This window comes from Campylobacter sp. BCW_6468 (assembly GCF_001762865.1).
Taxonomy (GTDB): Bacteria; Campylobacterota; Campylobacteria; order Campylobacterales; family Campylobacteraceae; genus Campylobacter_D; species Campylobacter_D jejuni.
In genome coordinates this window covers 32,644-53,833 of record NZ_MJXQ01000010.1, presented here as the reverse complement: position 1 = coordinate 53,833, position 21,190 = coordinate 32,644, and the positions used below count along the sequence as shown (strand labels likewise).

23 protein-coding genes are annotated in these 21,190 nt (G+C 30.8%); 21 read left to right on the top strand and 2 right to left on the bottom strand.

What is annotated here, in order from left to right:
• Window positions 1–168 precede the first annotated feature (168 nt).
• Together AJ889_RS00465 and ung are read right to left on the bottom strand one after the other, a co-directional pair.
• The gene (locus AJ889_RS00465; RefSeq protein ID WP_002868441.1) at window positions 169–864 is read right to left on the bottom strand and encodes an aspartate/glutamate racemase family protein; all 696 of its coding nucleotides are present in this window, start codon (window positions 862–864) and stop codon (window positions 169–171) included.
• A 119-nt stretch (window positions 865–983) separates the two neighbouring features.
• Window positions 984–1,679 (bottom strand): uracil-DNA glycosylase, encoded by a 696-nt coding sequence (gene ung / locus AJ889_RS00460; RefSeq protein ID WP_070293183.1) that lies wholly within the window; start codon window positions 1,677–1,679, stop codon window positions 984–986.
• Between the two features lie 270 nt (window positions 1,680–1,949).
• Between ung and aspA the strand changes: the two genes are divergently transcribed.
• From aspA to atpD, 21 genes are all read left to right on the top strand, one after another.
• Window positions 1,950–3,356, top strand: coding sequence for an aspartate ammonia-lyase (gene aspA / locus AJ889_RS00455; RefSeq protein ID WP_002851742.1), 1,407 nt, complete (start codon window positions 1,950–1,952; stop codon window positions 3,354–3,356).
• A gap of 16 nt (window positions 3,357–3,372) precedes the next feature.
• Complete coding sequence (locus AJ889_RS00450; protein WP_002892575.1) at window positions 3,373–4,710, top strand: anaerobic C4-dicarboxylate transporter; 1,338 nt, start codon at window positions 3,373–3,375, stop codon at window positions 4,708–4,710.
• 107 nt (window positions 4,711–4,817) lie between these two features.
• Window positions 4,818–6,179, top strand: a complete 1,362-nt coding sequence (locus tag AJ889_RS00445) for a COG3014 family protein (RefSeq protein ID WP_032584435.1) — start codon at window positions 4,818–4,820, stop codon at window positions 6,177–6,179.
• A gap of 9 nt (window positions 6,180–6,188) precedes the next feature.
• Entirely contained in the window at window positions 6,189–6,557 is a 369-nt protein-coding gene (locus AJ889_RS00440) for a YcfL family protein (RefSeq protein ID WP_002867825.1), read from the top strand.
• A 23-nt stretch (window positions 6,558–6,580) separates the two neighbouring features.
• Window positions 6,581–7,204 (top strand): penicillin-binding protein activator LpoB, encoded by a 624-nt coding sequence (gene lpoB, locus AJ889_RS00435; protein ID WP_002934622.1) that lies wholly within the window; start codon window positions 6,581–6,583, stop codon window positions 7,202–7,204.
• An 81-nt stretch (window positions 7,205–7,285) separates the two neighbouring features.
• On the top strand, window positions 7,286–8,623 hold the full coding sequence (locus tag AJ889_RS00430) for a DUF6844 domain-containing protein (RefSeq protein ID WP_002934623.1): 1,338 nt from the start codon (window positions 7,286–7,288) through the stop codon (window positions 8,621–8,623).
• 9 nt (window positions 8,624–8,632) lie between these two features.
• Window positions 8,633–9,835: a CsgG/HfaB family protein gene (locus AJ889_RS00425; RefSeq protein ID WP_002934626.1), complete on the top strand. Its 1,203-nt coding sequence runs from the start codon at window positions 8,633–8,635 to the stop codon at window positions 9,833–9,835.
• Between the two features lie 158 nt (window positions 9,836–9,993).
• Complete coding sequence (gene rplU / locus AJ889_RS00420) at window positions 9,994–10,302, top strand: 50S ribosomal protein L21 (protein ID WP_002778820.1); 309 nt, start codon at window positions 9,994–9,996, stop codon at window positions 10,300–10,302.
• Between the two features lie 10 nt (window positions 10,303–10,312).
• Window positions 10,313–10,567 carry a 50S ribosomal protein L27 gene (gene rpmA / locus AJ889_RS00415; protein ID WP_002800974.1) on the top strand — a complete coding sequence of 85 codons (255 nt, stop codon included), beginning with the start codon at window positions 10,313–10,315 and terminating at the stop codon, window positions 10,565–10,567.
• 106 nt (window positions 10,568–10,673) lie between these two features.
• Window positions 10,674–11,711: a GTPase ObgE gene (gene obgE, locus AJ889_RS00410; RefSeq protein ID WP_002869950.1), complete on the top strand. Its 1,038-nt coding sequence runs from the start codon at window positions 10,674–10,676 to the stop codon at window positions 11,709–11,711.
• Window positions 11,712–11,833: 122 nt separating this feature from the next.
• Window positions 11,834–12,589, top strand: coding sequence for a glutamate 5-kinase (proB, locus tag AJ889_RS00405; RefSeq protein ID WP_070293180.1), 756 nt, complete (start codon window positions 11,834–11,836; stop codon window positions 12,587–12,589).
• A 73-nt stretch (window positions 12,590–12,662) separates the two neighbouring features.
• Complete coding sequence (fmt, locus tag AJ889_RS00400) at window positions 12,663–13,580, top strand: methionyl-tRNA formyltransferase (protein ID WP_002901832.1); 918 nt, start codon at window positions 12,663–12,665, stop codon at window positions 13,578–13,580.
• Window positions 13,543–14,196 carry a biotin--[acetyl-CoA-carboxylase] ligase gene (locus AJ889_RS00395; protein WP_002859776.1) on the top strand — a complete coding sequence of 218 codons (654 nt, stop codon included), beginning with the start codon at window positions 13,543–13,545 and terminating at the stop codon, window positions 14,194–14,196. Before fmt ends, AJ889_RS00395 begins: the two co-directional genes overlap by 38 nt.
• Window positions 14,193–14,978 (top strand): ParA family protein, encoded by a 786-nt coding sequence (locus AJ889_RS00390; protein ID WP_002851697.1) that lies wholly within the window; start codon window positions 14,193–14,195, stop codon window positions 14,976–14,978. Before AJ889_RS00395 ends, AJ889_RS00390 begins: the two co-directional genes overlap by 4 nt.
• Window positions 14,979–14,983: 5 nt before the next feature.
• Window positions 14,984–15,820: a ParB/RepB/Spo0J family partition protein gene (locus AJ889_RS00385; protein WP_002859778.1), complete on the top strand. Its 837-nt coding sequence runs from the start codon at window positions 14,984–14,986 to the stop codon at window positions 15,818–15,820.
• 60 nt (window positions 15,821–15,880) lie between these two features.
• Complete coding sequence (locus AJ889_RS00380; RefSeq protein WP_002859779.1) at window positions 15,881–16,306, top strand: FoF1 ATP synthase subunit B'; 426 nt, start codon at window positions 15,881–15,883, stop codon at window positions 16,304–16,306.
• 10 nt (window positions 16,307–16,316) lie between these two features.
• A complete protein-coding gene (locus AJ889_RS00375) occupies window positions 16,317–16,829 on the top strand; it encodes a F0F1 ATP synthase subunit B (RefSeq protein WP_002867818.1) in 513 nt (170 codons plus the stop codon).
• Between the two features lie 2 nt (window positions 16,830–16,831).
• Window positions 16,832–17,353 (top strand): F0F1 ATP synthase subunit delta, encoded by a 522-nt coding sequence (locus AJ889_RS00370; protein ID WP_002934628.1) that lies wholly within the window; start codon window positions 16,832–16,834, stop codon window positions 17,351–17,353.
• A 13-nt stretch (window positions 17,354–17,366) separates the two neighbouring features.
• Window positions 17,367–18,872 (top strand): F0F1 ATP synthase subunit alpha, encoded by a 1,506-nt coding sequence (atpA, locus tag AJ889_RS00365; RefSeq protein WP_002934629.1) that lies wholly within the window; start codon window positions 17,367–17,369, stop codon window positions 18,870–18,872.
• A gap of 8 nt (window positions 18,873–18,880) precedes the next feature.
• Window positions 18,881–19,765 (top strand): ATP synthase F1 subunit gamma, encoded by an 885-nt coding sequence (gene atpG / locus AJ889_RS00360; RefSeq protein ID WP_002918021.1) that lies wholly within the window; start codon window positions 18,881–18,883, stop codon window positions 19,763–19,765.
• Between the two features lie 25 nt (window positions 19,766–19,790).
• A complete protein-coding gene (atpD, locus tag AJ889_RS00355; protein WP_002918022.1) occupies window positions 19,791–21,188 on the top strand; it encodes a F0F1 ATP synthase subunit beta in 1,398 nt (465 codons plus the stop codon).
• The last annotated feature ends 2 nt before the right edge of the window (window positions 21,189–21,190 follow it).

Sequence of the window (21,190 nt, the reverse complement as noted above, 5' to 3'; positions counted from 1 at the left end):
TTTTATTGGCTTGGCCTTTAGTAATTTATCTAAGCTATAAATTTATCATGCTAAATATCAATCAATTAGAAAAAGATAGCAAACTATAAAGCAAGATAAGATTTAAACCGATATAAGTATAAATCTTTTCAAAATATTGCAATTTGCCCATTTTTGGGCATCTTTTAATTATAAATCTTTTAAAGCTTCATTAGCAGCATCAAGGGCGTGAATAAGACTTGTATCAAAAATTTTGATATTTGTATCATTTTTGGATATTAATAAACCAATTTCAGTGCAAGCTAAAAGCACTCCCTTTGCCCCTTTTTCTTGTAGTTTTTTTATAATATTTAAATATTTTTCTTTAGATTCTTGCTTGATTTCACCTTTACAAAGCTCATTAAAAATAATATCATTAACGATTTTTATATCTTCATCGCTAGGAATAATAACGCTAATATTTTCTTCAATAAGCACTTTTTTATAAAAATCCTGCGTCATTGTGTATTTAGTACCCAATAAACCAATTTTTTGTATGTTTTCTTGTTTTAAAGCCTTAGCAGAACTTTTTGCAATATGTAAAATAGGGATATTTATATTTTGTTGAATTTCATCAAAAACCTTATGCATAGTATTAGTTGCAATTATTATAAAATTAGCCCCTGCAAGTTCTAATTTTTTAGCACATTGAGTCAAAATTTGTGCAGCTTCTTGCCATTTATCTTGGCTTTGTAAATTTTCTATTTCTTCAAAATTAACACTGTAAAGTAAAATTTTTGCAGAATTTAAAGATTTTAATTTATCATTTATAGCTTGATTTATTGTTTTATAATAAGTAATAGTGCTTTCAAAACTCATTCCGCCTATAATACCAATGGTTTTCATTTTTCTCCTTAAGAATTAATTTTTGAGTCGTTTTATTACAATATATTTCATAGAAATATGATTTATTTTTAAATAAATAAATATATTTTAATATTTTTATTAAAGTTTAAAATAATTTTTTAAACTATTTTCCAATCTATAGGAATTTTACCAACTTTTTTTAAAAATTCATTAGCCTTTGAAAAATGCTTACAACCTAAAAATCCTGTTCTAGCTAAAGGACTTGGGTGAGCTGCTTTTAAAATCAAATGCTTAGTATTATCAATCAAAATCTCCTTGTTTTTTGCGTAATTTCCCCAAAGCATAAAAACAAGCCCTGATTTTTCATTACTTAATTTATGTATTATAGCATCACTAAATTCTTGCCAACCCCACGAACTATGGCTAGCTGCTTTATTTGCTTCAACGCTAAGAATAGAATTTAAGAGCAAAACTCCTTGTTTTGCCCAAGAGCTTAAATCTCCGCTTTTTGCTGGAGTGATGTTTAAATCATTTTGCAATTCTTTAAAAATATTATTAAGACTTGGTGGGATTTTTACATTTTTTGGAACCGAAAAACTAAGCCCCATTGCTTGATTTGGTTGATGATAAGGATCTTGTCCTAGGATAATAATTTTAATTTCTTTTAAAGGACATAAATTAAAAGCATTAAAGATTAAATTTGCAGGCGGATAAATAACTATATTTTGATTAATCGCATTTAGGTATTGTTTTTTGATTTCTAGAAAATATTTTTTTTGAAATTCGTCTCTTAAAAATTCTTTCCAGTCATCATTTATTTTAATCTTATCTATGTTTATTGTAATTTTTTCCATATTATCCCTAATTATTTAAATTATTAAAAATTTTATTCTAACAAAAAAGCTTGCAAAAATATATTAATTTTTTTTGAAGTAAATAAAATTTTTTATATTAATAAAAATTAAATATAAAGACATAATAGGATATAAAAATACTTAATTTATTGTATTTGAAAGTAGTTTTCTTATTAACCAATTATTAACTAAAAATGCAATATCATTATTTTATGATTTAAATCAAAAATTTTTGATTTTAAATTAAAATACTTTTATGAAAGGTTCAAAATGGGAACAAGAAAAGAACATGATTTTATTGGGGAATTAGAAATCTCTGATGAGGTTTATTATGGAGTGCAAACTTTTAGAGCTGTTGAAAATTTTGATATTTCTCATGATAGATTAAAAGATTTTCCTCGCTTTGTTAGAGCTTTGGCTAGAGTAAAAAAAGCTGCAGCTATGGCAAATCATGAATTAGGTCTTTTGGATAAAAATATCCAAGATGCGATTATTAAAGCGTGCGATAAAATTTTAGAAGGCGGGTATTATGATCAATTTGTAGTAGATATGATCCAAGGAGGTGCTGGAACAAGTACAAATATGAATGCTAATGAAGTTATAGCGAACATAGGACTTGAACTTATGGGTCATAAAAAAGGTGAATACCAATATCTTCATCCAAATGATCATGTTAATTTAAGCCAAAGTACTAATGATGCTTATCCTACGGCTTTACACCTTGCCTTACATGATTATTTAAGTGATTTGGCAAAAGCTATGGAACATCTAAAAAAAGCTTATGAGAGAAAAGCTGAAGAATTTAAAGATGTTCTTAAAATGGGTAGAACCCAACTGCAAGATGCTGTACCTATGACTTTAGGTCGTGAATTTAAAACTTTTGCCGTAATGATAGGTGAAGATATACAAAGAGTATTAGAAGCTAGAAAATTGATTTTAGAGATCAATTTGGGTGGAACTGCTATTGGAACGGGAATTAATTCTCATCCTGATTATCCGAAGGTTGTAGAAAGAAAAATAAGAGAAGTGACAGGTTTTGAATATACTGTGGCTGAGGATTTGATCGAGGCGACTCAAGATACGGGAGCTTATGTACAAATTTCAGGTGTTTTAAAACGTGTTGCAACAAAACTTTCTAAAGTATGTAATGACTTAAGACTTTTAAGTAGTGGTCCAAAATGTGGTCTTAATGAGATTAATCTTCCAAAAATGCAACCAGGTAGTTCTATCATGCCAGGTAAGGTAAATCCTGTTATTCCTGAAGTAGTTAATCAAGTTTGTTATTTTGTTATTGGAGCAGATGTAACTGTAACTTTTGCTTGTGAGGGTGGACAATTGCAACTTAATGTTTTTGAACCAGTTGTAGCATATAGCTTATTTAATTCTGTTGTAATGCTAGAAAAAGCAATGTATACTTTAGCTGATAAATGTATAGATGGTATTACCGCAAATGAAAAAATTTGTTCAGACTTTGTCTATAATTCAGTAGGTATAGTAACAGCTTTAAATCCTTATATTGGTTATGAAAATTCAGCTTCTATAGCTAAAGAGGCAATGAACACTGGAAAAAGAGTGGCTGATATTGCGCTTGAAAGAGGGCTTTTAAGTAAAGAACAAATTGATGAAATTTTAACTCCATCAAATATGCTAAACCCTCACATGGAAGCTAAAAAATAGCATTTTAGGATTTAATATGGATATAATGATAATTTTGCAAGTAATCGTCCTTCTTGGGGCGATTTTTATCGGTATTCGCCTAGGCGGCATTGCTATAGGTTATGCTGGAGGATTAGGTGTAGTTATACTAGGACTTGTTTTAGGTATGAAACCTGGTAATATTCCTTGGGATGTTATTTTAATTATTGCTGCAGCTATTGCAGCAATTTCTGCTATGCAACAAGCAGGTGGACTTGATTATATGGTAAGGGTGACAGAAAAAATTTTAAGATCAAGCCCTAAATTTATAAATTATTTAGCTCCAGCTTGTGGATGGTTGCTTACAATCTTAGCAGGAACAGGAAATGCAGTATTTTCTTTAATGCCTGTTGTAGTTGATGTTGCAAAATCTCAAAACATAAAACCTAGTGTTCCACTTTCATTAATGGTTGTTTCTTCGCAAATTGGAATCACTGCTTCTCCTGTAAGTGCAGCTGTGGTTTATATGAGCGGAGTTTTAGAGCCACTTGGATGGAATTATCCAACTTTAATTGGAATTTGGATTAGCACAACTTTTGTAGCTTGTATGCTTGCAGCTTTTATAGTGAGTTTAATCACTCCTATGGATTTGAGTAAGGATAGTGTTTATCAAGAACGATTAAAAGCAGGACTTGTAAAGGATGCAGGAGCTGTTTTGCATGGCGAAGATAAACCAGGTGCTAAACTTTCAGTGGTAATTTTCTTGATCACTGTTTTGGCAGTTGTACTTTATGCAACCGCAATTTCAAGTAATATTAAATGGATTGATCCTGTTGTGGTTCCAAGAGATGCAGCTATTATGAGCTTTTTGCTTACTGCAGCAACTTTGATCACTTGGCTTTGTAAAGTTGAACCAGGTAAAATTCTTGACACTAGTGTATTTAAAAGCGGTATGACTGCTTGTGTTTGTGTTTTTGGTGTAGCATGGCTTGGAAATACTTTTGTTGCAGGACACGAAGCTTCTATCAAAGAAGTAGCAGGCGACTGGGTTAAACAAACCCCTGCTATGTTAGCAGTTGCATTTTTCTTTGCAAGTATGCTTTTATATTCTCAAGCAGCAACCGCAAAGGCCATTGTACCTGTAATTATCACCGCTTTAGGAATTTCAGCAGCAAATCCGCATGATTCTTATATGCTTGTAGCTTGTTTTGCAGCAGTTTCGGCACTTTTTGTGCTTCCAACTTATCCAACCTTGCTTGGTGCTGTGCAAATGGATGATACAGGAACGACTAGAATTGGTAAATTTATATTTAATCACTCTTTCTTTATACCAGGAGTTTTAGCTATTGCAATTGCTGTAGCATTAGGCTTTGTATTAGCTCCTATGCTTATTTAAATCAAACCCTAGGTTTTTCTCTCCTAGGGTTAAAATTTTTTCATTAGTTTTTAAGTATATACTACGCTATAATATTCATTTTTAATTTTCTTTAAGAAAGGAATTTAATGAAGATAAAAGTTGGGTTGATTTTTTCAGGTATTGTTTGCCTTTTTTTAACAGCTTGTGTTAATCAGGTTAAACAAAATACAACATTTGAAAATGCTTTAACACAAAAATATTGTGGTGATGATTTTTTCAATCAAAATTTAGAAAAAATTAAAAAAAATGATGATGTCATTTATACAGGATTAAATGCAGGTTTGATTGCTAGAAATTGTGGTGATTTTAACAAAAGTAATGTATTTTTTGATGCTGCGGAAGAATCTTATAAATATGATGTGGATTTAGAAAATGTAGGCTCTAAAGCAACTAAATTTGTTGGTACAACCTTGCTTAATGATACTATAGTAGATTATGATGGTTCTTTATATGAAAGAATTATGGTTAATATATATAAAGCTCTAAACTATATGGAAGAAGATGATTATGAAAATGCAAGAGTTGAGTTTAATCGTGCTTTAATGCGTCAAGATAAGGCAAAAGAATATTTTGCTAAAGAAATTGAAAAAAATCGTGCTGATTTAGATAAGGCAAAAGAAGATAAAAATTATGATAAAAATATGAATGAAAATTCAAAAGTTATAGAAGCGCAATATGATAACTTATTTAAAGAATTTGATACAACAAAAAATTTCATAAATCCTTATGCGACTTATCTTGCTTCAATATTTTTCTTTATGGATAAAGATTATAGAAAAGCTGCAGATTTATTTAGAGAAGTATCTATTATTTATCCAAAAAACAAAACTATCAAAAAAGAGGCTAAAATTTTTAAAGAATATGCCACAAAAATAAAAGTTAAAAAAGCTAAAAAATATGTTTTTGTAGTTTATGAAAATGGATTTGGTGTAGTTAAGGATGAATTTGCTTTAACCTTACCTTTTATAGTGGATAAAAAAATTATTAGCACAAATATTGCTTTACAAACCTTAAAAAAAAGGGAAGCTTCTTTTGCAAATTTAAATATAAATGGTCAAAATACAAATGATTTTGTAGATTTAGACAATATTGTCGCTACTGAATTTAAAATAAATATGCCTGCAATGATTGCTAAAGCCTTAGCTCAAACTATAATTAAAACCACTTTAAATGTAGCTGTTGCAAATAATGACTCTACAGGTGGATGGCTAAGTCTTGCAACAGCAGTAGCAACTGCTGCAACCAATAAAGCTGATGTGCGTTCTTGGAGAGGTTTACCAAAAAGTATTGCCATAGCAACAATAGAAAACGACGGAAATTTAGAAATCAAAGATCCACAAGGCAATATTTTGTTTCAAAAATCATTGGATAAAAATAAAAATGCTCTTGTGATAGTGCGTTCTTTTGCTCCGTATTTACCCACAAGTGTTGCTATCATGGAAAAATAAGGCTAAAAGATGAAAAAAAATATTTTATTTATTTTAATGTTTTTACTTAGTGCTTGTGTACCAAGTTATCAAATAAATTCAAATCAAAATACTGTAATTTTAGGTTCAAATTTACCAAAAAGTTTAGTAAAACAATTTCAAAAGCGTATAAATAGCAATGGTTATTTAGAATTTGAAGTGATTTTACGCAGTACTTTTGCTAAAGATGTAATTTATAAAGTGGATTGGTTAGATAAAGATGGTTTTGTGCTAAGAGATGTTTTAAATGAGGACTATCAAGCCCTTAGAATTCCAGCAGGACAAGAGGTGATTCTTCGTAAACTTGCATCTGATACAAGAGCGAAGGATTTTAGATTAGAAATTAAAGCAAAAAATTAATCTCATTTTAGGAAGGATAAATCATGAAAAAAACAAAAATTTTAGGAACAGCTCTTATTGGAGCTTTGCTTTTTAGTGGTTGTGCGCAAATAGCTTATACAGATGGAAAGGCAAGTCAGATAAAAAAAGGCGATGCTTTAACCTTGGGTCTTGATAGACAAGATTTTGAAAGTGCAGCTGAAACTATGATAAATAGTATGTTAAGCGATCCTGCTTTTGCAAATATTAAACCAGGTACAAGAAAGGTTATTGCTATTGGTAGGGTTGTGAATGATACCCCGCAAAGAATCGATACTGAAAAACTCACCGCAAAAATCACTTCTGCATTAAGAAAATCAGGTAAATTTGTTCTAACTTCAGCAGTTGCTGTAGGCGGAGCACTTGATAGCATGAGTGAAGATGTAAGAGAATTAAGAGATAATGATGAGTTTAATCAAAAAACCATAGCAAAAAAAGGGACATTGGTATCGCCTGATTTTTCTCTTGCGGGTAAAATTAGACAAGATAATGTAAAACTTAGCAATGGTAAAACTCAAGTAGAATACTTTTTCTTGTTAAGACTTACTGATCTAACATCAGGTTTAGTTTATTGGGAAGATGAGCAAACTATTGATAAAACCGGTTCTAGTAAATCAGTTACTTGGTAAAATAAAAATTAATTTATGAATAAAATTTTTAGCTCAAGTATTTAGCTTGGGCTTTTTTTATGATTTTTAAAAGGATATGAAATGAAAAAAATATTATTTATCGGCTCTTTAGTTATGGCAAGTTTACTTTATGCACAAGGTTCCCAGCCTGTAGAAATTACACAACAAGATATAAATATTCAAAATGAAATGTCTGACGCAAGTACTAAGGATATTACCCCAAAATCAATTGAAGATTTTTTTGAAGAATTTGCGGATAATTTCGGTATAGAATATGGTATAACCAAAGATGGAAAAACTTTTTATACAGGAAAAGGTACTGTTGCTGTAAATGATACTGATCCACAATTTGCACAAGCTTTACAAAATGCTTATCAAAAAGCAATGTTAAATTTACAAAGCGAATTTATAAGAGATGCTTTTGGAAGAATTGCTACAAGCAAAATTCAAAATTATGAAGCAGATAATTCTACTAATGCTAAGGAATTTGATGAATTGCCAAAAGGTGATAAGGTTGATCAAATTTTAAATAAACTTACACAATTAGCTGGCGCTCAGCTTGATAAGGCATTAAAAGATTTAGGTATAGATACAAATTCTTTAAGCGAAGACAGAAAAAAGACTTTATTAAAGCAAGAATTTCTTAATAAAACTATGACAAATGCCATAGGTTCTATGAGTGGACTTGTTCCTGTGCAAACTATAGTTACACAAAGAAGAGGTGAGTATGATGTAGGTGTTATTGCTGTTATTTCCAATAAAACTCGCCAATTAGCAAAAGATATGGCATTAGCAAGACAGAGTGCTATTAAGGGTAAAGGCAAGGCAATAAGTGAGTATCTGCCAAAAGATACAAAAGGCTTTTTAAATGAATATGGAATTCGCTTAGTTTATGATGAAAATGGTGCGCCTATTATTTTAAGTTATGGAAACTGGGGTTATGTAGCAGATCCTAGCAATGCTAAAAAAACAAATATTTTAGAAGATAGAGCCAAAGAAACAGCACTTACTATGGCTGATGCTGCTATTATAGAGTTTATTAATACAAATTTAAGTCTTAAAGATGAAAGAACAACTGGTGATACTTACGAGGAAATCATCAAACAAAGTATTAATGTTAATGATAGTTCCACTCAAGAACAAACTCAAAACATAACAAATATTATTGATAAAGTAAATAGTAAAATAAAAGCAAGCACAAGCGGTAAAATTCGTGGTATTCGTACTCTTAAAAAATGGAGCTATACAAGTGAAAATGGTATTGAACACGTAGGAGCTGTGAGATTTTATTCTTATGAAAATTTAGCCAACACAAATGAGGCTTTAAATTCAAAGTCAAATACAACAAAAAATGAAGCTAAAAAATCTTCTAGCATACAAAGAAGCTCTAATGTTGTAAATAGCATGGATGATTTTTAAAGGTAAAAGATGAAAATAATTAAAATTCTTTTTTTAGGCTTATTTTTAAGCCTAAGTCTTAATGCTAAAGTTATAACCACAACTTCAACAAAATCAAGCACAGGAGAAGGCACAGGCTTGACTAGGGAAGATGCGATAAACAATGCCATTATAGAAGCTATAGGAAAAATGAGTGGAGTAAGTATCAATTCTCTTAAGAAATCTAACACTAGCGTTTCAACTGATAATTCAGGTTCAAATATGCAAGATAATTACAGCGAGCAAATTTCAAAAGCCACCAAAGGTAGAGCTGATACTTATGAAATCAATAGTGTTGAACAAGATGCAAATGGTAAATATACAGCCAATGTAACGATTTTTAAAACCACAACAACAAAAAAGTATCAAGCTCCAGGTTTAAGTGCAGATAATAGAAGAAGTATTACTGTTTTTGATTCTACTCCAGATGCTGCAAAAAGAGGTATAGGCTCAGCTTTGCAACAAAAAATCATTTCTGATTTATTGCAAAGTCGTAAATTTAATGTTTTAGACCGTGATTCTAGTGGCTATTATGAAATGGAAAAAGCTTTAATCAAAAGTGGCGACGCAGCTAGCGATGAAGTTTATAAACTTAAAAATGTGTTAGCAACAGATTATATTTTATTGTTTTCTATTTCAGGACTTGAAGGTAAACAAAAAACAAGCAATTTAACAGGAAAAAGCAAAACTGAAATTGAAGTTATCGTAGATTATCGTGTGCTTTTATTTGCTACAAGACAAATTAAATTTTCTAATACTTTAAGCATGAAAGTCAATCTTAAAGACAATAGTTTTAGTGCCAATGAAACCGCACTCAAACAAATTGCAAATCGTATAGCAGGAGATATTTTAAACGCAATTTATCCTTTGAAAGTTGCAAGTGTTGAAAACAATGAAGTAATATTTTCTCAAAGCTTAAATCAAGGTGATGTTTATGAATGTTTTGCTCTTGGGAAGGTTATAAAAGATACTTATACAAAAGAAAATACAGGAAGAGTAGAAAGCAAAACAGGAAGTATTGAAATCACTCGCACAAGCCCTAAATTTTCTTATGCAAAAATCACAGAAGGTGGTGTAAAAGTGGGCGATATTTGCAGACCTTTAAGTAATACTGGTAGTGGAAATGGCTACACTATAGGTCGTGATGCAAATTATCAAACCCAAGAAGGCGGCGGAGTAAATCTAGGCTTTTAAATTTTTAGAGTTTGATTTTTCTCAAACTCTAAACTCTTTCTTAAATTCATCAAAAGTTAAAGAAAAATTTTGTAAAATCGAAATTTTATTAAACCACTAAAGCTTTTAAATCCGTTATTGCGGTGCTTTATGGTACTACCAATTTATAAGGAAAAGCAATGTATGCTATTATCAAACACAGCGGAAAGCAATACAAAGTAAGTGTTGGCGATGAGCTAAAACTAGATCACTTTGAAGCTGAAAGCAAAGCAAGTATTGAAGTAAGCGAAGTTCTTGCTATCAATGATAAAGAATTAAAGGTAGGTGCGCCTTTCGTAGCAGGTGCAAAAGTTGTTTTGGAAGTGATCAATCACGGAAAAGATAAAAAAGTTGTGATTTACAAAAAAAGACGCAGAAAAGATTCTAAACTCAAACGCGGTTTTAGAAGACAATTTACTCGCGTTGTAGTAAAAGATATTAAAGCTTAAGGAGTAAAGAATGGCACACAAGAAAGGTCAAGGTTCAACTCAAAATAACCGCGATTCCATAGGTCGTCGTTTAGGTGTTAAAAAATTTGGTGGCGAGTTTGTTAGAGCTGGAAATATCATCATCCGCCAAAGAGGAACTGCAACTCATGCAGGTAACAATGTAGGCATGGGAAAAGATCATACTATCTTTGCTTTGATTGATGGTTTTGTAAAATTCGAAAGAAAAGACAAAGATAGAAAAAAAGTTTCTGTATATCCTGCATAAGTTTTTAGGACGCTTTTTAGCGTCTTGAAAACTTTAAATTTATAAATTTAACTTCTTTTATTTACTCAAATTTAGCTTTATAAATTTAAAGTCAAAGGCAATTTAAATGTTTATTGATAGTGTTAAAATTACTTTAGCTTCAGGCGATGGTGGCAAAGGTGCTGTAAGTTTTCGCCGTGAAAAACATGTTCCACTTGGTGGCCCTGATGGAGGAGATGGTGGAAATGGTGGTGATATTATTTTCGTATGTGATAATAATACCCACACTCTTGTAAATTTCAAAGGCAAAAGAGAATTACGCGCGCAAAATGGTGCTGGTGGAATGGGACGCAATAAAAATGGCAAAAAGGGTGAAAATTTAGAACTTATAGTGCCCGAAGGAACGCAAGTTATCGATGTACAAACCAATGAAATTTTACTTGATCTTACCAAAGAAGGACAAAGAGAGCTTTTTTTAAAAGGTGGAAAAGGTGGACTTGGCAACACCCATTTTAAACACGCCACCAATCAACGCCCCGATTACGCACAACCTGGTATAAAAGGAGAAAGTCGCTTAGTCAGACTTGAACTTAAACTTATTGCCGATGTAGGGCTTGTGGGCTTTCCAAATGTGGGAAAATCTACTCTTATAAGCGTTGTTTCAAATGCAAAACCTGAAATTGCAAATTATGAATTTACCACCCTTACTCCAAAACTTGGACTCGTAGATGTAGATGAGTATAATTCCTTTGTTATGGCTGATATTCCAGGGATTATCGAAGGAGCAAGTGTGGGTAAAGGCTTAGGACTTGCCTTTTTAAAGCACATAGAAAGAACGAGCTTTTTACTTTTCGTGCTAGATCCTATGAGGCAAATGCCTTTAAAAGAACAATTTATAGTACTAAGAAAAGAACTTGAAAAATTTTCCAATGAACTTTTTGGGCGTAAATTTGGCATCATGATTTCAAAAAGTGATAGTGTTCGTTTAGGAGAGGAATTTGCTGAGCAAATTGCTTTAAACATTAATGAGTTAGACAATTATCTCAAAGAAATAAATAATCCACAAAGCTTTTTAATCAAAGTCTCAAGCCTTGAAAAAACAGGACTTAAAGAACTTAAATTCATGCTTTTAGAAGAAATTAAAACTTTAAGAAATAACAAATAAAAATTTTAACAATCTAGGAAGTGTTTTATATTAAAAATTTCAAACACTCCCTATTTTTTCAAAAAATAACTAGTTTATATGAAATTTTGGCTAAAATTATAAAAATTTTTCAAGGAATAAGCATGAAAAGAATAGTTGTTAAAGTGGGTTCTCATGTGATTAGCGAAGAAAACACTTTAAGTTTTGAGCGTCTTAAAAATTTAGTCGCATTTTTAGCTAAACTCATGGAAAAATATGAAGTAATTTTAGTAACCTCGGCGGCTATTTCGGCAGGACACACCAAACTAGATATCGATAGAAAAAACCTTATTAATAAACAAGTTTTAGCTGCTATTGGACAACCTTTTTTAATCAGTGTTTATAACGAGCTTTTAGCCAAATTTAACAAACTAGGCGGACAAATTTTACTTACAGGCAAGGATTTTGACTCTAGAAAAGCTACCAAACACGCAAAAAATGCTATCGATATGATGATAAATTTAGGAATTTTGCCTATTATCAATGAAAATGACGCTACAGCTATAGAAGAAATTGTCTTTGGTGATAATGATAGTTTAAGTGCTTATGCTACGCATTTTTTTGATGCGGATTTGCTTGTGATTTTAAGCGATATTGATGGATTTTACGATAAAAATCCTAGTGAATTTAGTGATGCAAAGCGTTTAGAAAAAATCACTCATATTAAAGAAGAATGGCTACAAGCAACCATAAAAACAGGTAGTGAGCACGGAACAGCTGGTATAGTAACCAAACTTAAGGCAGCTAAATTTTTACTTGAACACAATAAAAAAATGTTTTTAGCAAGTGGCTTTGATTTAAGTGTGGCAAAGACATTTTTATTAGAAGATAAACAAATAGGTGGAACTTTGTTTGAGTGATTAATTTATTAAATTCTCTTTTAAAATCAAATAAGCTATAATTAAAACTTTTAATTTCACACAAAGCGAAAAAATGAAAAAAATTATTTTTATGGGCACTCCATCTTACGCAACTTGTATTTTAAAAGCACTAGTAGAAAATGAAAATTTTAAACTCGTAGCACTTTTTACTCAGCCTGATAAAGCCGTAGGTAGAAAGCAAATTTTAACTCCAAGTGATACTAAGGCTTTTTTAAGTCAAAATTATCCTAGTATTCCTATTTTTACTCCAAGTTCTTTAAAAGATAAAAATATTATAAGAGAGATTAAGGATTTAAATCCTGATTTTATCGTGGTTGCTGCCTATGGAAAAATTTTACCTAAAGTCATTTTGGATTTAGCGCCTTGTGTGAATTTGCATGCTTCTTTACTTCCAAAATACCGTGGTGCCAGTCCGATCCAAAGTGCGATTTTAAACAAAGATGAAAAAAGTGGAGTTTGCACCATGCTCATGGAAGAAGGGCTTGACACAGGTGCTATACTTGAAAGCTTAGAATGTGATATAAAAGATAAAAATTCAAGTGAAGTTTTTGAACTTTTAGCAAATTTGGCCGCTAAGCTCATCCTCTCTACTCTTTTAAATTTCGATAAAATCACCCCTAAAAAACAAGAGGAAAGTCTAGCAACGCTTTGTAGAAAAATCAAAAAAGAAGATGGGCTTATAAATTTGCAAAATGCAAGAGAACTTTATCAAAAATATCTAGCTTTCACCCCTTGGCCTGGAGTTTTCTTGGAAAATGGACTTAAATTCTTAGAACTTGAACTTGTGGATGAATTAAAACAAAATGCTAAGATGGGTGAAATTTTAGAATTAGAAAAAGAAAGTTTTTTGCTTGCTTGCAAACAAGGAGTTTTGCGTATTAAAAAACTTCAAGAAAGTGGAAAAAAAGCTCTTGATGGCAGGACTTATTTAAATGGAAAAAGGCTTAAAAGTGAAGATAGTTTGTGTTGAAAGTATAGACTCAACTCATCTTTTTTTATGCGAGCAAATACGCAATGGAAAGATTGATGAAAATTTTGCTATTTATGCTTTAGAACAAACAAATGGAGTTGGAAGTAGGGAAAATTCTTGGCAAAGCTCTAAAGGAAATTTACATCTTTCTTTTTGTATTAAAGAAGAAGATTTACCAAAAGATTTACCTTTAGCTTCTGTGAGTATTTATTTTGCTTATTTACTTAAAGAAGTTTTACAAGAAAAAGGTTCTAAAATTTGGCTTAAATGGCCTAACGATCTATATTTAGATGATAAAAAAGCTGGAGGAGTTATAAGTGCTAAAATTTCAAATTTTATCATAGGCGGTATGGGTTTAAATCTTAAATTTGCACCCCAAAATACAGCTTTATGCGATATAGAAATTTCGCTTAAAGATTTAGTGAGTGAGTTTTTGCAAAAAGTAGAAAAAAAAATTTTATGGAAGAATATTTTTAGCAAGTATATGTTAGAATTTGAAAAATCAAGAAAATTTAGCGTCCATCATGAAGGTAAAGTTTTTTCACTTGAAAATTCTTTTTTGTACGAAGATGGTTCAATTTTACTAGGCGATAAAAGGGTGTATAGTTTAAGATGAGCGAAATTATTACAATAGCAAATCAAAAAGGTGGAGTAGGAAAGACTACAACAGCAGTAAATTTAGCCGCTTCTTTGGCTGTGGCTGAAAAAAAAGTACTTTTGATTGATGTTGATCCACAAGCTAATGCGACTACAGGGCTTGGTTTTAATCGTAATAATTATGAGTATAATATTTACCATGTTTTTATAGGAAGAAAAAAGCTTTCAGATATTATTTTAAAAACAGAATTGCCACAACTTCATTTAGCTCCTTCAAATATAGGTCTTGTAGGTATAGAACAAGAGCTTGCTAAAGGTGAAAATAATGAGAAAAAAATGTTACTTAAAAATCAAATTCAAGAAGTAATTGATGAGTATGATTTTATTATTATTGATTCTCCACCTGCTCTTGGAAGTATTACTATAAATGCTTTTGCAGCAAGTGATAGCGTAATTATCCCTATACAGTGTGAATTTTATGCGCTTGAGGGTGTAGCTATGGTTTTAAATACAATTAAAATTATCAAAAAAACTATTAATTCTAAACTCAGGGTTCGTGGATTTTTACCGACAATGTATAGCTCTCAAAATAATCTTTCTAAAGATGTTGTAGATGATTTGAAACAAAATTTTAAAAAACAACTTTTTACTATTAATGGAAACGAAGATGACTTTATTGTGATCCCTCGCAATGTAAAACTTGCAGAAAGTCCAAGTTTTGGAAAGCCTATAATTCTTTATGATATTAAATCGCCAGGTTCTGTTGCTTATCAAAATTTGGCGTATTCTATATTAGGATAATTATAATGGGGTTAAATAAAGATAGGGGTTTAAGTAGTTTAATCAGTGATATGGATACTGTTTATAGCAAAGAATTGGGTTTTGATAAAAATCAAAGCACTATGATAGAAATTGATCAAATTTCACCCAATCCATTTCAGCCAAGAAAGAATTTTGATCAAGAAGCTTTAGATGAGCTTGCTAATTCTATCAAAGAATTTGGACTTATTCAGCCTATTATTGTATTTAAAAAAAATAATAAATTTATTTTAATTGCTGGGGAACGTCGCTTAAGAGCAGTGAAAGCATTAGGAAAAAAAGAAATTCTAGCTTTTATTGCTGATATTGATGAGAATAAACTTAGAGAATTGGCTCTTATTGAAAATATACAAAGAGAGAATTTAAACCCTATTGAACTTGCTAATTCTTATAAGGATTTGATGCAAGTTCATAAGATTACTCAAGAGAATTTAGCAGAACTTATTCATAAGTCTCGTACTCAAATAACAAATACTTTAAGACTTCTGAATTTAGATATTAGAACTCAAGAGTTGATTGCTTCTGGAAAAATTTCTCAGGGTCATGCTAAAGTTTTGGTTGGTTTAGATCAAAAAGATGAAAAAATGTTGGTTGATAGCATAATAGGTCAAAAACTTAATGTTAGAGATACTGAAAAAATAGTTAAAAAAATAAAAAATAATGAAAGCTTACCTAATCAAGAATTTGAAGATGAAATAAAAAAATTAAAACAAATACTAAATCGCTTTGGATTTGACTGCAAAAATAAAAATAATGATTTTGTAATTCATTTAGAAAATATTGATAAAATTAAAAAATTAATCAAAATGCTTGAAAAGTTTTAACCAAAATCTTAGCTTTTTTATGGTAAAATAGTCCTTCAAAAATTCTAACCAAGGAGAATTATGTTTGAAGATATGCATCCTTCCATAATGCTTGCTACTATAGCTATTTTTTTGGCTATGATAGTTATTTTAAATAGTATGCTGTATAAGCCGCTTTTAAAATTTATGGATGAAAGAAATGATTCTATAAAAAATGATGAGAATAAAGTAAAAGAAAATTCTCAAGAAGTTTTATGTGTGAATGATGAATTAGAAGTTATTCATATTAACACTAGAGAAGAAATTCAAAAAATCAAACAAAGTGCTATAGCTGCTGCTAAAGAAGAGGCAGAGCAAATTCTTAGAAGCAAGAAAGAAGAATTAGAAAGAAAAATGGCCAGCTTTTATGCAGATTTAGCTATTCAAAAAAAAGAGTTACAAGAACATTTAAACATACATTTACCTGAGCTTAAGCAAGCTTTGCAAAATAACATAAAGAAAATTTAAGAGGAGAGAAATGAGTAAGTTATTATTTATTATATTTTTGCTACCTTTGTATGCTTTTGGTGCATCAAACGGTAGTGGAGAATATGATATTATTCCAAGGACTATTAATTTTCTAATTTTTGTGGGTATATTGTATTATTTTGTTGCAACTCCATTTAAAAATTTTTACAAAAACCGTATTGTAAAAATTTCTTCTAAACTTGATGAAATTCAAAAAAAACTTTTAGAAAGTAAAGCTAAGAAATTAGATACGATGAAAAAACTTGAAGAAGCTAAGGCAAGTGCTGCTGCCGCTTTAATTACAGCAAAAAAAGAAGCTGAAATCTTAGTTAAAAATATTAAGAAAGAAACTCAAGATGAGTTAGATTTACTTCAAAAACATTTTGAGGAACAAAAAGATTATGAATTTAGAAAAATGGAAAAAGAATTAGTATCAAATACTTTAAATGAAATTTTTTCTGATCCAAATATGACATTAAAACAGAGTGAAATAATAGAACTTATGATGAAGAAGGTATCTTAAATATGGAAAATATAATTGCAAGAAGATATGCAAAAGCGATAGCTTCAAGAGCTGATATAAATGATTTTTATCAGAATTTGTGTATTTTAAATTCTGCTTTTGTTTTGCCAAAATTTAAAAATATTATAGAATCTAATGAGATTAAAAAAGAAAGAAAAATGGAATTTCTTGATTCTTTTCTTGATATTAAAAATTCTAGTTTTCAAAATTTTTTAAGACTTTTGATTGAAAATTCAAGATTAGAATGCATTCCTCAAATAGTTAAAGAACTTGAAAGACAAAAAGCTTTTAAAGAAAATATTTTTGTTGGTATTGTATATTCTAAAGAAAAATTAAGTCAAGAAAATCTTAAAGATCTTGAAGTCAAACTTAACAAAAAATTTGATGCAAATATTAAACTAAATAATAAAATCAGTCAAGATGATAGTGTTAAAATAGAATTAGAAGAATTAGGTTATGAACTTTCTTTTTCTATGAAAGCTCTTCAAAATAAGCTAAACGAATATATATTGAAAATTATCTAAGGAGAAAAAGTAAATGAAATTTAAAGCTGATGAGATCAGTTCAATAATCAAAGAAAGAATTGAAAATTTTGATTTAAATCTTGAAATTGAAGAAACAGGAAAGATTATTTCTGTAGCTGATGGTGTTGCTAAGGTATATGGACTTAAGAATATTATGGCTGGAGAAATGGTAGAATTTGAAAATGGTGATAAAGGAATGGCCTTAAACCTTGAAGAGTCGAGTGTAGGTATTGTTATACTTGGAAAAGGAGAAGGTTTAAAAGAAGGTGCTTCTGTAAAAAGACTTAAGAAATTACTTAAAGTTCCAGTAGGTGAGGTTTTGATTGGCCGTGTTGTAAATGCTTTAGGTGAGCCAATTGATGCTAAAGGTGTGATCAATGCTAATGAATATCGTTTTGTTGAAGAAAAAGCAAAAGGTATTATGGCGAGAAAAAGTGTTCATGAGCCTTTACATACAGGAATTAAAGCTATTGATGCGCTTGTGCCAATTGGTCGTGGTCAAAGAGAGCTTATCATAGGTGATAGACAAACAGGTAAAACTACTGTTGCTGTTGATACTATTATATCTCAAAGAGGTCAAGGAGTTATCTGTATATATGTTGCAATTGGTCAAAAGCAAAGTACAGTGGCACAAGTGGTTAAAAGACTAGAAGAACATGGTGCTATGGAATATACTATTGTTGTAAATGCTGGTGCTTCAGATCCTGCGGCTTTACAGTACTTAGCTCCATATACTGGTGTAACCATGGGTGAATTTTTTAGAGACAACGCAAAACATGCTTTAATTGTTTATGATGATTTGAGCAAGCATGCTGTAGCTTATCGCGAAATGTCTTTGATTTTACGTCGTCCTCCAGGTCGTGAAGCTTATCCAGGCGATGTTTTTTACCTTCATTCAAGATTGCTTGAAAGAGCAAGCAAGCTAAATGATGAATTAGGTGCTGGTTCTTTGACGGCATTGCCGATAATTGAAACACAAGCAGGAGATGTTTCTGCTTATATTCCAACTAATGTTATTTCAATTACAGATGGACAAATTTTCTTAGAAACTGATTTATTTAACTCAGGAATTCGTCCTGCAATTAATGTTGGTTTATCAGTATCTCGTGTAGGTGGGGCTGCTCAAATTAAAGCTACAAAACAAGTTTCAGGCACATTAAGACTTGACCTTGCTCAATATAGAGAGCTTCAAGCTTTTGCACAATTTGCTAGTGATTTAGATGAGGCAAGTAGAAAACAACTTGAACGTGGACAAAGAATGGTTGAACTCTTAAAACAACCACCTTATTCTCCGCTTAGCATTGAAAAACAAGTAGTTTTAATTTTTGCAGGAACCAAAGGTTTCTTAGATGATATTGCTGTTTCTAGAATTAAGGAATTTGAAGATGGAATTTATCCTTTTATTGAGGCAAAACATCCAGATATTTTTGAGCAAATTCGCTCTAAAAAAGCTTTAGATTCTGATTTGGAAGAAAAACTAGCTAAAGCCATTAATGAGTTTAAAGCAAATCATTTATAAGGTCTTTTATGTCTAATTTAAAAGAAATTAAAAGAAAAATTAAAAGTGTTCATAACACTCAAAAGACTACAAATGCTATGAAGCTAGTTTCTACTGCTAAGTTAAAAAAAGCAGAAGAAGCAGCTAAAAGATCAAAAATTTATGCACAAAAAATCGATGAAATTTTGAGTGAAATTTCATTTCAGATCAATAAAATTGTTCACAATGAAGATGATGTGCGTTTATCTTTTTTTCATAAAAAAGAACAAATTAAAACCGTAGATTTAATATTTATCACTGCAGATAAAGGCTTATGCGGTGGTTTTAATATTAAGACTTTAAAAACAGTAAGTGAAATGCTAAAAGAATATGAAGCAAAAAATATTAATATTCGTCTTAGAGCTATAGGTAAAACTGGGATTGAATATTTTAATTTTCAAAAAATAGAATTGTTAGAGAAATATTTCCATCTTAGTTCTAGTCCTGATTATGAGAAAGCATGTGAAGTAATTCATGCTGCTGTAGATGATTTTTTAAATGGAAATACAGATGAAGTGATTTTAGTTCATAATGGTTATAAAAATATGATTACCCAAGAACTTAAAATTAATCATCTTATTCCAGTTGAGCCAAAGAGTATTGAACAGACTCATAATTCTCTTTTAGAGCTTGAACCGGAAGGAACTGAGCTTTTAGAAGATTTAATGAAAACGTATTTCGAGTATAATATGTATTATGCGTTAATCGATTCTTTGGCGGCAGAGCATAGCGCAAGAATGCAAGCTATGGATAATGCAACTAATAACGCAAAGGCAAGAGTGAAACAACTAAATTTAGCTTATAACAAAGCAAGACAAGAATCCATTACTACTGAGCTTATAGAGATTATCAGTGGTGTTGAATCAATGAAATAGTAAAATTTTAAGGAGAAGATAAATAATGCAAGGATTTATTTCACAGGTATTAGGTCCGGTTGTTGATGTAGATTTTAACGACTATTTACCTCAAATTAATGAAGCAATTGTTGTAAATTTTGAAAGCGAAGGAAAAAAACATAAACTTGTTTTAGAAGTAGCAGCTCATTTAGGAGATAATAGAGTTAGAACTATTGCTATGGATATGACAGATGGTTTGGTAAGGGGCTTAAAAGCTGAGGCTTTAGGTGCTCCTATTAGTGTTCCTGTTGGTGAGAAAGTTTTAGGAAGAATTTTCAATGTTACTGGAGATTTGATCGATGAAGGTGAAGAAATTTCTTTTGATAAAAAATGGGCAATTCATAGAGATCCACCAGCTTTTGAAGATCAAAGCACAAAAAGTGAGATTTTTGAAACAGGGATTAAAGTTGTGGATTTACTTGCTCCTTATGCAAAAGGTGGTAAAGTAGGTCTTTTTGGTGGTGCAGGTGTTGGTAAAACTGTTATTATTATGGAGCTTATTCACAATGTTGCATTTAAACATAGCGGCTATTCTGTATTTGCAGGTGTAGGTGAGAGAACTCGTGAAGGAAATGACCTTTATAATGAAATGAAAGAAAGTAATGTTTTAGACAAAGTTGCTCTATGTTATGGACAAATGAATGAACCACCAGGGGCAAGAAATCGTATTGCTTTAACAGGTTTAACAATGGCTGAGTATTTTAGAGATGAAATGGGTCTTGATGTACTTATGTTTATTGATAATATCTTTAGATTTTCACAATCAGGTTCTGAAATGTCAGCACTTTTAGGAAGAATTCCATCAGCTGTGGGTTATCAACCAACCCTAGCAAGTGAAATGGGTAAATTCCAAGAAAGAATTACTTCAACTAAAAAAGGCTCAATCACTTCAGTTCAAGCTGTTTACGTTCCAGCTGATGACTTAACAGACCCAGCTCCAGCAACTGTTTTTGCTCACTTAGATGCTACAACGGTTTTAAATAGAGCTATTGCTGAAAAGGGTATTTATCCTGCAGTTGACCCACTTGACTCAACTTCAAGAATGCTTGACCCAAATATCATTGGAGAAGAACATTATAAAGTTGCTCGTGGTGTTCAATCAGTGCTTCAAAAATACAAAGATTTACAAGATATCATCGCCATTTTAGGTATGGATGAGCTTAGCGAAGAGGATAAACTTGTAGTTGAAAGAGCAAGAAAGATTGAAAAATTCTTATCACAACCATTTTTCGTTGCAGAAGTTTTCACAGGTAGCCCAGGAAAATATATAAGCCTTAAAGATACAATAGCAGGATTTAAGGGAATTTTAGAAGGTAAATATGATCATTTACCAGAAAATGCTTTCTATATGGTTGGAAATATAGATGAAGCTATTGCAAAAGCGGATAAATTAAAAGGTTAATT

What these genes read in the sequence shown, in the direction of transcription:
- AJ889_RS00465 (WP_002868441.1), bottom strand. Translation starts at nt 864, where the DNA reads ATGAAAACCATTGGTATTATAGGCGGAATGAGTTTTGAAAGCACTATT.
- ung (WP_070293183.1), bottom strand. Translation starts at nt 1,679, where the DNA reads ATGGAAAAAATTACAATAAACATAGATAAGATTAAAATAAATGATGAC.
- aspA (WP_002851742.1), top strand. Translation starts at nt 1,950, where the DNA reads ATGGGAACAAGAAAAGAACATGATTTTATTGGGGAATTAGAAATCTCT.
- AJ889_RS00450 (WP_002892575.1), top strand. Translation starts at nt 3,373, where the DNA reads ATGGATATAATGATAATTTTGCAAGTAATCGTCCTTCTTGGGGCGATT.
- AJ889_RS00445 (WP_032584435.1), top strand. Translation starts at nt 4,818, where the DNA reads ATGAAGATAAAAGTTGGGTTGATTTTTTCAGGTATTGTTTGCCTTTTT.
- AJ889_RS00440 (WP_002867825.1), top strand. Translation starts at nt 6,189, where the DNA reads ATGAAAAAAAATATTTTATTTATTTTAATGTTTTTACTTAGTGCTTGT.
- lpoB (WP_002934622.1), top strand. Translation starts at nt 6,581, where the DNA reads ATGAAAAAAACAAAAATTTTAGGAACAGCTCTTATTGGAGCTTTGCTT.
- AJ889_RS00430 (WP_002934623.1), top strand. Translation starts at nt 7,286, where the DNA reads ATGAAAAAAATATTATTTATCGGCTCTTTAGTTATGGCAAGTTTACTT.
- AJ889_RS00425 (WP_002934626.1), top strand. Translation starts at nt 8,633, where the DNA reads ATGAAAATAATTAAAATTCTTTTTTTAGGCTTATTTTTAAGCCTAAGT.
- rplU (WP_002778820.1), top strand. Translation starts at nt 9,994, where the DNA reads ATGTATGCTATTATCAAACACAGCGGAAAGCAATACAAAGTAAGTGTT.
- rpmA (WP_002800974.1), top strand. Translation starts at nt 10,313, where the DNA reads ATGGCACACAAGAAAGGTCAAGGTTCAACTCAAAATAACCGCGATTCC.
- obgE (WP_002869950.1), top strand. Translation starts at nt 10,674, where the DNA reads ATGTTTATTGATAGTGTTAAAATTACTTTAGCTTCAGGCGATGGTGGC.
- proB (WP_070293180.1), top strand. Translation starts at nt 11,834, where the DNA reads ATGAAAAGAATAGTTGTTAAAGTGGGTTCTCATGTGATTAGCGAAGAA.
- fmt (WP_002901832.1), top strand. Translation starts at nt 12,663, where the DNA reads ATGAAAAAAATTATTTTTATGGGCACTCCATCTTACGCAACTTGTATT.
- AJ889_RS00395 (WP_002859776.1), top strand. Translation starts at nt 13,543, where the DNA reads ATGGAAAAAGGCTTAAAAGTGAAGATAGTTTGTGTTGAAAGTATAGAC.
- AJ889_RS00390 (WP_002851697.1), top strand. Translation starts at nt 14,193, where the DNA reads ATGAGCGAAATTATTACAATAGCAAATCAAAAAGGTGGAGTAGGAAAG.
- AJ889_RS00385 (WP_002859778.1), top strand. Translation starts at nt 14,984, where the DNA reads ATGGGGTTAAATAAAGATAGGGGTTTAAGTAGTTTAATCAGTGATATG.
- AJ889_RS00380 (WP_002859779.1), top strand. Translation starts at nt 15,881, where the DNA reads ATGTTTGAAGATATGCATCCTTCCATAATGCTTGCTACTATAGCTATT.
- AJ889_RS00375 (WP_002867818.1), top strand. Translation starts at nt 16,317, where the DNA reads ATGAGTAAGTTATTATTTATTATATTTTTGCTACCTTTGTATGCTTTT.
- AJ889_RS00370 (WP_002934628.1), top strand. Translation starts at nt 16,832, where the DNA reads ATGGAAAATATAATTGCAAGAAGATATGCAAAAGCGATAGCTTCAAGA.
- atpA (WP_002934629.1), top strand. Translation starts at nt 17,367, where the DNA reads ATGAAATTTAAAGCTGATGAGATCAGTTCAATAATCAAAGAAAGAATT.
- atpG (WP_002918021.1), top strand. Translation starts at nt 18,881, where the DNA reads ATGTCTAATTTAAAAGAAATTAAAAGAAAAATTAAAAGTGTTCATAAC.
- atpD (WP_002918022.1), top strand. Translation starts at nt 19,791, where the DNA reads ATGCAAGGATTTATTTCACAGGTATTAGGTCCGGTTGTTGATGTAGAT.